Raw genomic sequence first — 14,828 nt, 5'->3', positions numbered from 1 at the left:
GGGAATATGGTATCTGCATCAACAATTAATTAGAAATAATAATAGAACTTATAATCCTTAATTCTCCCTTCGGGGTTAGACGTCAATAATAAACCAATGACAATATCCGAAATAAGCATAAAGCGTCCGGTACTGGCAACCGTATTCGTATTGGTTATATTCCTGCTGGGTATGATCGGATACACCTATCTGGGTGTACGCGAGTATCCGAATATAGACAACCCAATTATCTCGGTGAATGTATCTTATCCGGGTGCTAATGCAGAAATCATAGAAAATCAGATTACCGAACCGCTCGAACAGAATATCAATGGTATTCCCGGTATCAGGTCGCTCACAAGTAGCAGTAGTCAGGGACAAAGCCGTATAACGGTCGAATTTGAATTAACGGTCGATCTGGAAACTGCTGCAAATGACGTACGAGACAAGGTATCGCGCGCCCAGCGCTATCTGCCGCGCGACTGCGACCCTCCTACCGTATCGAAAGCCGATGCCGATGCAAATCCTATCATACAGATCAGCATACAAAGTGAAAAACGTTCGTTGCTCGAACTGAGCGAAATAGCCGAACTGACGGTTAAAGAACGATTGCAGACCATACCGAATGTAAGTGCTGTTGAGATATGGGGACAAAATCGTTATTCGATGCGCCTGTGGCTCGATCCTGTAAAAATGGCTTCGTACGGCATTACACCTATGGATGTAAAAAATGCAGTAGACAGGGAGAATGTAGAATTACCATCGGGTAGTATAGAAGGAAATGACCTTGAACTTGCCATTCGCACATTAGGTTTGATGCAAACACCTGAAGAATTTAACAACATGATTATCAAAGAAGATAATTATAATGTAGTACGATTCAAGGATGTAGGGACAGCTGAGCTGGGTACAGAAAACCACCGGAGCATTATGCGCCGCAATGGTGTGCCCGCCGTAAGCACAGTAATTATCCCGCAACCCGGTGCCAATCAGATAGAGATTTCGAACGAAGCGATGATACGTCTCGAACAGTTGAGAAAAGACCTGCCTGAAGATGTCTTTATCGATGTGGCTTTCGATAATACGAAGTTTATACGGGCATCTATTGCCGAAGTGGAAGAAACCGTTTATATAGCATTTTTACTGGTTGTTATTATTATTTTCCTTTTCCTCCGCGACTGGCGTGTGACATTGGTTCCATGTGTAGTTATTCCCGTATCGCTGGTGGGGGCTTTCTTTGTGATGTATGTTGCAGGATTCTCCATCAATGTGCTTTCCATGTTAGCAGTCGTATTGGCTGTAGGGCTGGTAGTAGATGACGCCATTGTGGTAACGGAAAATATTTATCTGAAAATAGAGGGTGGAATGACGCCGCGTGAAGCGGGTATAGAAGGCTCGAAAGAAATATTTTTCGCCGTTATTTCCACTACCATTACAGTTGTAGCCGTATTTTTCCCTATTGTATTTCTTGAGGGAATGACAGGTCGTCTGTTCCGCGAATTTAGTATTGTGGTAGCGGGAGCCGTTCTTATTTCGGCATTCGTCGCCCTCACTTTCACACCGATGTTGTCGACTAAACTACTGAAAAAGGTAGACAGACCGAATTGGTTTTACAGAAAAACCGAACCATTCTTCCTTTGGTTGACAAACGGTTACCATAATGCTTTAGCTGCTTTCTTAAAACGCAAAGTTATTGTATTGCCTATAATAGCCGTTACGCTAGCGGCTATCGGTTATCTGATCAGTGTCATCCCTTCTGAAATGGCTCCACTCGAAGACCGTTCGCAAATAACGATACGTACAAGTGGCCCCGAAGGCTCTACCTATGAATTTAATCGTAACTATACGGAAAAAATTGCAGTCATAGCCGATACAGTAGCCCCCGAAAGGCTTATCAACACGATGCGTGTATGGACTGGAGGCGGTTTTATCAATCTGAGTCTGCCCGATATAAAAGACCGTAGCAGAAGCCAGATGGAAATAGCAGCAGAACTGACAAAGGCGGTAAGACGCGAAACCGGTGCCCGTACATTTGTACAACAGCAATCTACATTTGGCGGACGACGTTCAAGTATGCCGATACAATATGTACTACAAGCTCCTAATATAGCAAAACTGGAAGAATTTATTCCCGAATTTATGCGTAAGGTGCAAGAAAGCCCTCTGTTCCAGATGGCAGATGTGAATTTGAAATTTACCAAGCCCGAAACCCGTATTATCATAGACAGGGACAAGGCTGCCTTGCTTGGCGTGAGTACGCGAGACATAGGACAGACATTGCAGTATGCACTGAGCGGGCAGCGTATGGGTTATTTCTATATGAATGGAAAACAATATCAGATACTGGGTGAAATAAATCGTCAGCAACGTAATACGCCTCTCGATCTGAAATCGATATACCTGAAAAATCTTTCGGGAAACATGATACAGATGGATAACCTTGTGCGTCTGGAAGAAAGTGTTGCACCGCCGCAACTTTACCGTTACAACCGTTTCAATTCGGCAACCGTTTCGGCGGGACTAGCTCCGGGTGTTACTATCGGTGCGGGACTCGACGAAATGGACAGAATTGCGAAAGAAACTCTTGACGACACATTCCGCACAGCATTGTCGGGTGACTCCAAAGACTTCAGGGAAAGTTCATCGAGCCTTATGTTTGCTTTCGTATTGGCTATCTTATTGATATTCCTTATTTTGGCAGCACAGTTCGAGAGTTTCAAAGATCCTTTTGTTATCATGCTTACAGTACCGTTGGCCATTGCCGGAGCATTGCTGTTTATGTACGTGAAAGATGTCACGATGAATATTTTCAGCCAGATCGGTATCATCATGCTTATCGGACTGGTAGCAAAGAATGGTATTCTTATTGTGGAATTTGCCAATCAGCGACAAGAAACAGGCATGAGCAAAATGGAAGCTATACAGGGAGCGGCAGTACAGCGTCTGCGTCCTATTCTGATGACGAGTTTTTCCACTGTATTAGGTCTTTTACCATTGATTTTCGCCAGTGCTGAAGGTGCCAACGGTCGTAATGCTATGGGGGTAGCCGTTATCGGTGGCATGATGGTATCTACATTGCTTACTATCTTTGTTGTTCCTGCCATGTATCTGTACATATCTACCGACAGAGGCAAAAAGGCAGTCGATGAGAAGTAAAAATATTTATCTATATAGTGCCGATAGAGATCGGTAACAGTTTGCAGCATAAAACATTGTATAATGTGTAACCTTTGTAAGGTTTGTAAGGTTTTAGTTAAAAACCACCTCACCCGAACCCTCTCCGAAGGGAGAGGGAGTTGCAAATCCCTGAAAAGGGAATGCTGTAGGGGCGAATCCATGTGTTCGCCCGAAAACCAAATAATTGGGCAGACACGCGGGTCAGCCCCTACAAAAAATAGGGTTGGACTAGCAAGCTAGAAACATCGTTCAGCGGAACAAAGTGTAGCTAAAACTAAAAACGAGTAAACTTTGTAAGAAATGTCAGCTTTTAGTTAAAAAGGAATAGAAATTGAGAATTTATCATATATGAAGAAATATATACCAATTGCATTACTGCTTGTTTTGCCTGTATTGATGCAGGCACAGGTAGTGTATGATCTGAAAAGATGTATAGAAACCGGATTACAACAAAATTACGATATCAGGATAACCCGTAACAATCAGGAGATATCCGATAATAACATGACTATCGGCAATGCGGGCTATCTGCCTACAGTAGACCTTACTGCCGGTTATTCAGGAACAGTAAACGATGTTACGCAAAATCTGTCGGAAGGTGGACAGAACAAAAACAACGGGGTTCACAATCAGCTACTGAATGCAGGGGTTAATCTTAATTGGACTGTATTTGACGGATTCAACATTCAGACCAATCATAAGCGACTGAAGGAACTGCAACAGATGGGCGAACTCAATACCCGCCTTACTATAGAAAACTTTATAGCTGATCTGACAGCCGAATATTATAACTATATACAGCAAAATATCCGCCTGAACAATCTCAAATCAGCCGTAAAGCTATCAAAAGAGCGCCTTCGCATAGTAGAAGCACGTTACGAGATAGGCGCAGGTTCGCGTCTGGAAATGCAACAGGCACGCGTAGACTTCAACAGTGACAGTTCGCGCCTGATAAAACAGTATGAGATATTGTATGCTTCGCGTATTTCGCTAAATCAGATGATGGCTGTAGATAAGGTAGACCAACTGATAGTAACAAGCGATTCTACAATATCATTCAACCAGTTCCTCAATCAGGAAGAGATATGGCAACGTACTCTCTCATCCAATAGTTTTCTGCTATTGGCCGGCAGAAACAGAAATCTGAGCGAATTGGATTTAAAGACAGCCCAAAGCGAGAACTATCCTTATCTGAGAGTAAATGCAGGCTATGGATATAGCCGGAATATCTATAATACAGGCACAATCGACAAACAGAATACACTTGGTTTCAATTACGGCTTTACGGTAGGCATGAACCTTTTTAGCGGCTTCAATCGCAAACGTAAACAAAAGAACGCAAAAATAGAGATCGAAAACAAGCAATTACAGTACGAACAAACTACCTTGTCACTGAAAGCTGATCTGGCCAACATGTGGATGGCGTACAGGAATAATATAGAACTTACCAATCTGGAACGAGAGAATGTAGAAACTGCACGCGAAAATCATGAGATAGCAGTTGAGCGTTACAAGCTCGGAGACCTTGCCGGTATAGAATTGCGTGAGGCTCAGAACAGTTTGCTTGAAGCTGAAGAGCGTCTGGTACAAGCCGAATATAATACCAAACTGTGCGAAATCTCTCTGATGCAAATCAGTGGACAGGCGTTAAGCTATTCCGGAAAATAGATTAAAGAAGACTATGTATATGTAACAATATGTATATTATTCGCAACACAGGTTTTGAGCATTTTCATCAATATTAATATGGCTAAAATTACTCTTTTATACTGAATAATTTGTCAATAATATAGTCCTAATTACAAGTTGATTAAGGGTAACAACAAGGAAAAGATTGTGTCTGAAATATAGAAATATATTACTTTACATATTTTATATATTATATTGTTTATCAGTTAATTGATTTATTGAGAATGCCAATGAAAAACAAATAAGTAGTAGTGTTCGCGAAGCGGGTTTGTCGGTATATAATATGGTAAGAATAGCTACTGCTTTTCGGTCAGGTATTTCCAGAATCTCTTTGGCATATGCTGGCGATGCAACTTAAGATTTATGCGTTCTTTAATGGTCATCGACTTGAAGTAACCTTTCCACAGTTCCTGAAACATTTTTTCGTCCTCTGCCATCAGGTTTTCATCCAGTTTTCCGCTCAAAAGGTGTTTGTCATTGTCGAGTGTCATCTCCACCATTGTATGCAGGTCGTAGTAATATCCGTATTTCCGTTTGATGTCGTATATTACCCATTTCTGATCAGCGAAACGATCTTTGAAATGTTCGATAGCCAAAGGCAAGGCGTTACACTTTGGTGAAACCGGAGCAAAGAATATGTCATCGGCTGCTTTCTGGAAACGGACAAACTGTTTCAGATAAAGGCATTCGTGTGAAACCCGTTTTGCCACTTGGTGCATCCGTAATACATCTTCATCTCCGAAGTTAGTCTCTATGGATATTTTACTGTCTGTCTGTTTACGTATGTATCTGAACAACAATTCGTCACTCCCCTCTTCTTCCGAGAGCCACACATGCGTAAGCATATTGCAGGCTCCTTTACTCATTCTCTTTTCCAGCGATGTCCATACGCGAGTAGCCTTATCTTCCTGTGTGACTACAGTATAACAGTCTTCCATAAACAACGGTGCAACGTCGCCTTCTGCCAGCAGCTTATCGGGAAATACTTTGCGGTTGTAAGCATCGAATATGGCGGTCAATAATCCCTCAAATGTTTTATCGTAAAAGAATACAGTCATAATTAGTCCGGAAATATAATGGATAACTGTCTGTCGTCCCCTTTGCGTTTTTTTGGTTCGGTGAGTATCTTCCGTACATATTCGGGTGTAGCCTCGTTTACGGTGTACATCGGCAGTTCGTTGCAGGTTACAAAATATTGGGCTTTCTTCATTACTACTCCTATTTTTTTTAGTTGCGAGGCATTCAGTTTACCGTATCTGCGCGAGGTTACGATAAACTGCGCCGACTTGACACCAATACCGGGCACACGCAGTATCATTGCATAATCGGCCTTATTAATGTCTATCGGAAATACTTCAGGGTGACGCAATGCCCAAGCCAGTTTCGGATCTATTTCGAGATCGAGGTCAGGATACGAATCATCCACTATTTCATCGGCACGGTATTGATAGAAACGCATCAGCCAATCGGCCTGATAAAGCCTGTTTTCCCTTACCAACGGAGCTTGCTTGAGAGCAGGCAAGCGACTATCGTAGCTATTCACCGGAATGAACCCCGAATAATATACCCGCCGCATCTGTGTCTGCTGATAGAGTATAGAAGATACACGAAGAATGTCCTTGTCTTTTTCGTCGGTCGCCCCTACTATCATTTGTGTACTTTGTCCTGCCGGAACAAATCGGGGTGCTTTGCGGAATTTCTTGCGGTCTTCTATACTCTGTAGTACGCCTTGCTGGATATAGCGCATCGGTTTGTACACACTACGATGGTCTTTTTCGGGGGCAAGCAGTTTCAGATTGGCCTCTGTCGGAATTTCGAGGTTCACACTCATACGATCGGCATAAAGTCCGGCTTCGTTTACCAATTCCTGACTGGCTCCGGGTATGCTTTTCATATGAATATATCCGTTAAACCGCTGCACTGTACGCAGGTCTTTTACCACACGCACCATACGTTCCATTGTATAGTCGGGATTATTGATCACTCCCGAACTGAGAAAAAGCCCTTCTATATAGTTTCTCCGGTAAAACTCAATAGTAAGTTCCACCAATTCCTGTACTGTAAAGGTAGCTCGTCGGATATCATTGCTCCTGCGATTGATGCAATAAGCACAATCGTAGATGCAATAATTGGTCAGCATTATTTTCAATAGTGATACACAGCGACCGTCCTCCGTAAAACTGTGGCAGATACCCATCCCGCCCACAGTATTGCCCAAGCCGCCTGCTTTATTTTTGCGGACAGTACCGCTGGAAGAACAGGAAACATCGTATTTCGCCGATTCAGCCAGCACTTTGAGCTTTTCGAGTACATTATCGTTCATATCATTACAAAGAAAAATAATTTAGAGGACAGCGGGGTAGTAAAAACTATTAAAAAGTATGTATTTGTTGAAAAGTAAATTATCTATATCTAAACTTATATTTTCATTTCTTTCAGTACGTTATTTACTGAAAGAATTGGGATGAAAAGGTGTTTATAAATAGATATTGATTATATTTGTATTAATAATAATCCGAATTTTACTGCGTGTATATTTCCAATATCCTATGAAAAGATTATACCCCATAATAATATTGTTAATCCTTTTCTCAGTAAGCTTATCCGGTCAGAATAAGCAGAATCCGAAACACCGTAAGATACAGGCTGTAATAGATAGTCTCCGACAGGAATATGCACCCGACAGGCGGGTATATGTATTCGATGTGGAAGTAAAAGGTAATACACTGAATGGCTATATATACGACAGTTTCGATTATGCTAACTTTTGTGAAGTTGTAAAGAAATATGGTTATGTGAACAATGTGGAAACTTTACCGGCAAAGGAACTGGGAGAAAAGACATTCGGGGTGATTAATTTATCGGTAGCCGATATACGGGAAAAACCGGATTTCACTGAGGGAATGGCCACACAGGCAATACTGGGAACTCCTATCCTCATACTTCAAAAAGACGGATGGTATCGCATACAAACTCCCGATGGATATATAGGCTGGTCGCAGCATTTCAATTTCCATCCGATGACAAAAACCGAGTTCAATACATGGACAGAAGCGAAGAAAATAATATTTACCGATTATTTTGGATTTGCCTATTCTAAGCCGAATAAGAATAGCCAAACGATTTCAGATCTTGTGAATGGTAATATGCTAAAATACGAAGGTGAAGAAGGTGATTTCTATAAAATAGCTTATCCTGACGGAAAGATTGCTTATGTACTAAAATCGCAATGCCAACCATTCTACAATTGGTATTCTTCTTTACAATTAACAAAGGAAAGTATTATAGAAAAGGCATTTACACTAATGGGAATACCTTATGTATGGGGTGGCACATCGGTAAAAGGAATGGATTGCAGCGGATATACCAAGCAAGTTCTGTTCATGCATGGGGTAATACTTATGCGCGATGCCTCGCAACAAGTGAATACAGGTATTCCTGTGGATATAAGCAAAGGATATGGAAACCTACAAATAGGTGATCTGATATTTTTTGGTAAAAAAGATCAAAAAACAGGAAAAGAACGCATCCGTCATGTCGGTTTCTATATTGGTAATAATGAATTTATCCATGCTTCGGGCTATATAAGGATCAGCAGTCTCGATCCGAAGAAAGAGAATTATGATGAAGCAAACACAAAAGAATTTATACGTGCATCGAGGGTAGTCGGAGCTGTCGATACAGATGGTATCTGGTCTATTCAGAATAATCCTATGTATCAGGTGATTAAATAGAAATATATGAGATCAAACAGACGTAATTTTATAAAAACAGCCACACTGGCAACCCTTGCTACGGGCATTTCTGCAAGCCCACTCAATATATTTGCTCAGAATAATAAAAAGGTCATTTCTCTGAACAAAAAAATGACATTGACCTTCAAGCCTTACGACCTGCAACTGCGCCATGTATTTACATTGGCTAATTCTTCAAGAAAGACAACTCCGGTTGTGCTCACAGAAATCGTTTATGACGGCATCACAGGTTACGGGGAAGCCTCTCTCCCGCCCTATCTGGGTGAGACACAGGCTTCTGTCATGGAATTTCTCAAAAAAGTAAATCTGGAGCAATTCTCGAGTCCGTTTGAGTTGGAAGATATACTCACCTATGTAGATAAGATAGCGGACAACAATACTGCGGCAAAAGCTTCTGTCGATATTGCCCTGCACGATTTGGTCGGAAAACTCATGAACCAGCCATGGTACAAGATATGGGGCCTCAACAAAGCGGATACACCCGATACCACATTTACGATAGGAATCGACACTGATGAAGTAGTAAAACAAAAAACGAAGGAGGCTGCGCCGTATAACATACTGAAAGTAAAACTGGGACGTGATACGGACAAGCAAATGATAGAAGCAATACGTTCGGTCACAGACAAGCCTATTGCCGTAGATGCCAATCAGGGATGGAAAGACAAACATTATGCACTGGATATGATCTACTGGCTGAAAGAAAAGGGAGTAGTAATGCTCGAACAGCCCCTGTCGAAGTACAATCTGGAGGATGCGGCATGGATTACCGAGCGTAGTCCTATTCCGGTATTTGCAGACGAATCGTTCCAACGGCTACCCGATATATTGCGTATCAAAGGCGCATTCTCGGGTATAAACATAAAGCTAATGAAATGTACAGGTATGCGCGAAGCATGGAAAATGATCACGATAGCGCGTGCTGCCAATATGAATGTAATGATAGGTTGTATGACCGAGACGTCATGTGCCATATCTGCCGCCACTCAGCTGTCATCGGGAGTGGATTGGGCAGACCTTGATGGGAACCTGCTGATCAGCAACGATTGTTTCAAAGGTGTAACAGTCACAAACGGACGTATGACACTAAACGACCTGCCGGGCATAGGTATTGAAAGGCTAAAATAGTATTTTGATGATTAACTGCCTCAGCCCTATTCTTTTTATAAATTTGTACTAACTTAATTTTTTGAGCTTGTGATTATTTTAGCCGAAAGTGGTTCAACAAAGACAGGATGGTGTATAGTCGACAGAGAAGGCATTGTCGAGTATTTTTTGTCGGATGGTATCAATCCTTTTTTTCAGACACGAAAAGAAATAAGCCGCTTGATACGGCTACAGTTACCACAGGTATTCTTCAAAACCAAAGTGAGTGCTATCCATTTTTATGGTGCAGGATGTTCTTCTATCGAAAAGAAGAGTGTAGTAAAAGCTTCACTCGAAGCTCAATTTAAAACTCCGTCTATCATCGAAAGTGATTTGCTTGGCTCTGCACGCGCCCTGTTTCAGGACGAAGCGGGTATTGCCTGTATTCTGGAAACTGGCTCTAACTCTTGTTTTTATGACGGAACTGCAATTATTAAGAATGTAAAACCGTTAGGCTACATATTGGGAGACGAAGGTAGTGGTGCATCGCTGGGTAAAGCTTTTATTTCTGACTGTCTAAAAGGACTTGCACCAAAAGACCTGATCGATCCTTTCTATAAGAAATATAAGATAGAACCGGACGAAATAATGGATTATGTCTATTCCAAGCCGTTCCCGAACAGGCTTTTATCCGTACTTTCGTTTTTCTTGTACGAACATTTGGAGCATCCTTATGTAGACGATTTGGTTCGCCGCAATCTACGCGCTTTCTTTGAACGCAATATCCTGCAATACGAGTACACCGAATACCCGATACGTTTTGTAGGTTCTGTGGCTAAAATGTATTCCTTTATACTACGAGAAATAGCTCAGGAACTGGGGATATACATAGATGCAATCATCGAAAACCCTATAAAAGGACTTATCAAATATCACAGCGAGAATAGTCAGTTCTGAAGAAGGTGCAAAGGGAATTTATGTGTTTTATGGATTGTTTAAATATATTACTGTTTATTATATTAAATTTTCATATTTTAATTTTTGTATAGAATAAACAAGCAACACATATATAGTATAAAATATTAATAAACAGCATGTTGAGGCACAATCACCCGATATGATAACAAATTGTCAGTTCAATATTTATTTAGCTATATTAACTATGATATATCTATAGCAGGAAATGAAATTCTATTTAAACCCTTATTCCAAGGCAGTATTAAATTAATAAACCTCTAATACGCCCACTTTTCTACAGTTTAAGATATCTCTATAGTTAATTTATGTATCTAACAATAAATAATAGTTAATTAAGTGATTTTATTAATTTATTATTACGAATTTTCAAATATAACAGTCTATATTTGCCCATGAATCCAATTATAAAGACTCATACATCAGTTTAATCTTTTATCTTTGATATTTAAAACAAAATTAAAGATTTCGCTATGAAAAGATTACTAAACATACTTTTTGTATTGCTTTGTATATCATCAGTATATGCACAGAATGAATCTATTCGTGTGGGTGCAGAATCTACTGATGAATACTTTCCGTTGCTCGAAGGAAAAAGAATAGCTGTACTCTCGAATCATACAGGAATGATAGGCGAAGAACATCTGGTAGATGTATTAGTGAGAAACAAAGTGAACGTTGTAGCCATCTTTTCACCGGAACACGGATTCAGAGGGAATGCCGATGCAGGAGAACATGTAGCCAGTACCACTGATAAGAAAACAGGAATACCCATCAAATCCTTATACGATGGCAGAGATAGAAAACCAAGTGTTGCGTCAATGAATATGTTCGATGTGCTCGTATTCGATATACAAGATGTAGGGCTGCGATTCTATACTTATTATATAACAATGGTGCGCATGATGGATGCCTGTGCCGAATATAACAAAAAGATGATCGTACTGGATCGTCCCAATCCTAACGGACATTATGTAGATGGACCTATACTAGACATGAAGCACAAATCGGGTATCGGATGGCTACCTATACCTGTTGTACATGGCATGACGTTGGGCGAACTGGCACTAATGGCTAATGGAGAAAAATGGCTTCCCAACAGCAGGCAATGCGATCTAACCATAATCAAGTGTAAAAACTATACTCACAAATCGCTGTATCAGCTACCAATAGCGCCATCCCCTAACCTGCCGAATATGAAATCAGTATATCTTTACCCATCCACCTGCCTTTTCGAGGGAACAGTTCTAAGCTTAGGCAGAGGTACATCTTTCCCTTTTCAGGTATATGGGCATCCGAGAATGAGAGGATATACGTTCTCATTTACGCCGAGAAGTATATCAGGCGCTAAAAATCCGCCGCTACTAAACAGGAAATGTTATGGTGTAGACTTGCGCAATGTGGCGGATGAAAAAATATTTACAAAAGGCTTCGATCTGTCACACGTAATAAGTGCTTACAAAAATATGAAGATGGGAAATAAATTCTTTACCCAGTCCTTCGAGAGGCTTGTAGGAGTCGATTACATACGAACGATGATCAATGCCGGAAAATCGGCTGATGAAATAAAGGAAATGTGGCAAGGCGACGTTGCCAAATTTAAAGAACAGCGCAAACCTTATTTATTATACGAAGAATAATAACCTAATAATATAAAAATGAAAATCAACTGTTTTATACCTTTTCAGAGCATAAACCAAGCAAAAGAGACTATAGCTTCCTTGCAAGCATCGGCATTAGTAAAGAAGATCTATTTACTGACCGAAAACAACTGCAAAGACAGTGTGTCGGACTGCGAGATCATCAATATAGATTCGCTACGCTCGACAGCTACAATAAAGAAAATAGCAGCCAAAGCAGATGCGGAATATACCATGATCTATACCAAATCGGCCGACCTTCGTCTTGGCTACTTTGCATTAGACCGAATGCTGCAAATAGCTAAAGATTCGGGTGCAGGAATGGTATATTCAGATCATTATCAGATAGCGGGTGAAGAAAAGAAAAACAGTCCGGTCATAGCATATCAGAAAGGCAGCCTGCGTGACGATTTTAATTTTGGCTCTGTGCTTATTTACAAAACAGATGCACTGAAAAAGGCTGTATCTGAAATGAATACAGAATATAAATTCGCAGGAATATACGACCTGCGCCTCAAAGTATCGCAAAACGCCGATCTGGTACACATCAACGAATATTTGTACACCGAAATAGAGAACGATACACGCAAAAGCGGTGAGAAGATTTTCGACTATGTAGATCCTAAAAACCGCGATATGCAGATAGAAATGGAAAAGGCCTGTACCGAGCATCTGAAAAAGATAGGTGCATACCTCATTCCACAATTCAAAAAGGTAGAGTTTGGCCAAACCGAATTCGAATACGAAGCATCCGTTATCATACCTGTGCGCAACCGCATACGTACTATATCAGATGCCATAAAATCGGTATTGAGCCAGAAAACGAACTTCAAATTTAACCTCATCGTCATCGACAACTACTCTACCGATGGCACTACCGAAGCTATCGACAAATTCTCCGGCGATGAAAGGTTAATACACATTATCCCCGAGAACAAGGAACTGGGTATAGGCGGTTGTTGGAATGCAGGCGTTCACCACCCAAAATGCGGGAAATTTGCCGTACAACTCGACAGTGACGACGTGTATTCAGGTGAAGACACATTGCAGAAAATAGTGGATGCTTTCTATCAGCAAAATTGTGCAATGGTAGTAGGCTCGTATATGCTCACCGATTTCGATATGCAAATGATACCTCCGGGCATTATAGATCACAAAGAATGGACTCCCGAGAATGGACGCAACAATGCACTTCGCATCAACGGGCTAGGCGCTCCACGCGCATTCTACACACCGGTACTCAGGGAAATAAAAGTACCTAACACCAGTTATGGTGAAGATTATGCACTGGGGCTGTACTTCTCGCGCGAATACCAGATCGGGCGCATCTATGATGTGTTGTATCTGTGCCGCCGTTGGGACGATAATTCGGATGCATCGCTGGATATTGTAAAAATGAATGCACACAATACCTATAAAGACAGAATACGCACATGGGAAGTAGAAGCCCGCATCGCTTTTAATAAAGCTCAATGAGAAATAAGACTAGAATTAAGTAAGAAGTTAAGTAAGAAGGTGAGAGCTATAATTCATTAATGCTGCTCATAACGTCGCAAGGCTCTCACTTTTTAACAAATAAGACAGTATGAATTTAACATCAATAGAAGCAAGAAACTTACTTCGCTCACAACTGGCAGAATGGGCTTTAGCTAAATCAAACTTTGAAGCACTGAATGGTGTGGAAACCAAAGAATTTCAGTTCAACGGATTCATGGTCAGGGTGCAGTTCAATCCGGCACGCATACAGTCGTCAGCAGCTAAAGTAGACAAAAAGTCTATACAAGAAAGAAAGTGCTTCCTTTGCCCTGCCAATCTGCCTGCCGAACAAAGAGGAATACCATTCGGCGACCAGTATCAGGTATTGGTAAACCCTTTCCCTATTTTTCCGGAACACTTTACCATGCCCACATACAACCATACCGACCAGCTGATTCTGAACAGGTATGGCAATATGCTCGATCTGGCACAAGCATTGGACGAATACACAATATTTTATAACGGGCCTAAGTGCGGAGCATCTGCACCCGATCATGCCCATTTTCAGGCAGGAATCAAAGGCTTTTTGCCATTAGAAAAAGACCTCAAGAATGCACAATTTAAAGAAACAATATATCAATCGGCAGAAATAACTGTTTATGCAATCAGAAACTATCTGAGAAATGGTTTCTTACTCGAAGCCAAAGACAAAACGGCTTCTGTAGAATATTTCAGCAGGATATACTCCTTACTGGAACTGAAAAGCGATGACAAAGAACCCATGATGAACACACTCACATGGTACGATAACAACAGATGGCACACATGTATTTTCCCACGCAAGAGACATCGCCCGACCTGCTTTTATGCAGAAGGTGACGACAATCTGCTGATAAGCCCTGCCTCTGTAGATCTGGGCGGCGTATTTATCACTCCATTGGAAAAAGACTTTAAGAAAATAGCTGAAAAAGATATTAAAGATATACTAAAAGAGATTTGTATCGGTGATGACAAAATGCAAACGATCATCGACAAATTGAAAGATCAATAA

The 14,828-nt window shown here is 41.0% G+C and carries 10 protein-coding genes; 8 read left to right on the top strand and 2 right to left on the bottom strand.

Translation table 11 applies throughout. The features are described from left to right. Positions 1–96 precede the first annotated feature (96 nt). Together M2448_RS08030 and M2448_RS08025 are read left to right on the top strand one after the other, a co-directional pair. Positions 97–3,135 carry an efflux RND transporter permease subunit gene (locus tag M2448_RS08030; RefSeq protein WP_280645724.1) on the top strand — a complete coding sequence of 1,013 codons (3,039 nt, stop codon included), beginning with the start codon at positions 97–99 and terminating at the stop codon, positions 3,133–3,135. Between the two features lie 369 nt (positions 3,136–3,504). Then, complete coding sequence (locus M2448_RS08025; RefSeq protein ID WP_280645725.1) at positions 3,505–4,824, top strand: TolC family protein; 1,320 nt, start codon at positions 3,505–3,507, stop codon at positions 4,822–4,824. Positions 4,825–5,141: 317 nt separating this feature from the next. Here the strand turns inward: M2448_RS08025 and M2448_RS08020 are convergent, their stop codons facing one another. Both M2448_RS08020 and M2448_RS08015 read right to left on the bottom strand, forming a co-directional pair. After that, positions 5,142–5,903 (bottom strand): TIGR03915 family putative DNA repair protein, encoded by a 762-nt coding sequence (locus M2448_RS08020; protein ID WP_280645726.1) that lies wholly within the window; start codon positions 5,901–5,903, stop codon positions 5,142–5,144. 2 nt (positions 5,904–5,905) lie between these two features. After that, positions 5,906–7,168: a putative DNA modification/repair radical SAM protein gene (locus M2448_RS08015; RefSeq protein ID WP_280645727.1), complete on the bottom strand. Its 1,263-nt coding sequence runs from the start codon at positions 7,166–7,168 to the stop codon at positions 5,906–5,908. A gap of 226 nt (positions 7,169–7,394) precedes the next feature. Between M2448_RS08015 and M2448_RS08010 the strand changes: the two genes are divergently transcribed. The 6 genes from M2448_RS08010 to M2448_RS07985 all read left to right on the top strand — a co-directional run bounded on the left by M2448_RS08010 (position 7,395) and on the right by M2448_RS07985 (position 14,828). Continuing rightward, entirely contained in the window at positions 7,395–8,579 is a 1,185-nt protein-coding gene (locus M2448_RS08010; protein ID WP_280645728.1) for an NlpC/P60 family protein, read from the top strand. A gap of 6 nt (positions 8,580–8,585) precedes the next feature. Further along, a complete protein-coding gene (locus M2448_RS08005) occupies positions 8,586–9,728 on the top strand; it encodes a dipeptide epimerase (protein ID WP_280645729.1) in 1,143 nt (380 codons plus the stop codon). A gap of 69 nt (positions 9,729–9,797) precedes the next feature. Next, complete coding sequence (locus tag M2448_RS08000; RefSeq protein ID WP_280645730.1) at positions 9,798–10,643, top strand: hypothetical protein; 846 nt, start codon at positions 9,798–9,800, stop codon at positions 10,641–10,643. A gap of 491 nt (positions 10,644–11,134) precedes the next feature. Then, a complete protein-coding gene (locus M2448_RS07995; protein ID WP_280645731.1) occupies positions 11,135–12,301 on the top strand; it encodes a DUF1343 domain-containing protein in 1,167 nt (388 codons plus the stop codon). An 18-nt stretch (positions 12,302–12,319) separates the two neighbouring features. Then, positions 12,320–13,777: a glycosyltransferase family A protein gene (locus M2448_RS07990; protein ID WP_280645732.1), complete on the top strand. Its 1,458-nt coding sequence runs from the start codon at positions 12,320–12,322 to the stop codon at positions 13,775–13,777. A 109-nt stretch (positions 13,778–13,886) separates the two neighbouring features. Next, the gene (locus M2448_RS07985) at positions 13,887–14,828 is read left to right on the top strand and encodes a DUF4922 domain-containing protein (protein WP_280645733.1); all 942 of its coding nucleotides are present in this window, start codon (positions 13,887–13,889) and stop codon (positions 14,826–14,828) included.

The sequence above is a fragment of the Dysgonomonas sp. PF1-14 genome (assembly GCF_029892965.1).
In the GTDB taxonomy this organism is placed as follows: Bacteria; Bacteroidota; Bacteroidia; order Bacteroidales; family Dysgonomonadaceae; genus Dysgonomonas.
This window is presented reverse-complemented; position numbering and strand designations above follow the sequence as displayed.

Coding starts and splice junctions, on each gene's coding strand:
- M2448_RS08030 (WP_280645724.1), top strand. CDS start 97: ATGACAATATCCGAAATAAGCATAAAGCGTCCGGTACTGGCAACCGTA.
- M2448_RS08025 (WP_280645725.1), top strand. CDS start 3,505: ATGAAGAAATATATACCAATTGCATTACTGCTTGTTTTGCCTGTATTG.
- M2448_RS08020 (WP_280645726.1), bottom strand. CDS start 5,903: ATGACTGTATTCTTTTACGATAAAACATTTGAGGGATTATTGACCGCC.
- M2448_RS08015 (WP_280645727.1), bottom strand. CDS start 7,168: ATGAACGATAATGTACTCGAAAAGCTCAAAGTGCTGGCTGAATCGGCG.
- M2448_RS08010 (WP_280645728.1), top strand. CDS start 7,395: ATGAAAAGATTATACCCCATAATAATATTGTTAATCCTTTTCTCAGTA.
- M2448_RS08005 (WP_280645729.1), top strand. CDS start 8,586: ATGAGATCAAACAGACGTAATTTTATAAAAACAGCCACACTGGCAACC.
- M2448_RS07995 (WP_280645731.1), top strand. CDS start 11,135: ATGAAAAGATTACTAAACATACTTTTTGTATTGCTTTGTATATCATCA.
- M2448_RS07990 (WP_280645732.1), top strand. CDS start 12,320: ATGAAAATCAACTGTTTTATACCTTTTCAGAGCATAAACCAAGCAAAA.
- M2448_RS07985 (WP_280645733.1), top strand. CDS start 13,887: ATGAATTTAACATCAATAGAAGCAAGAAACTTACTTCGCTCACAACTG.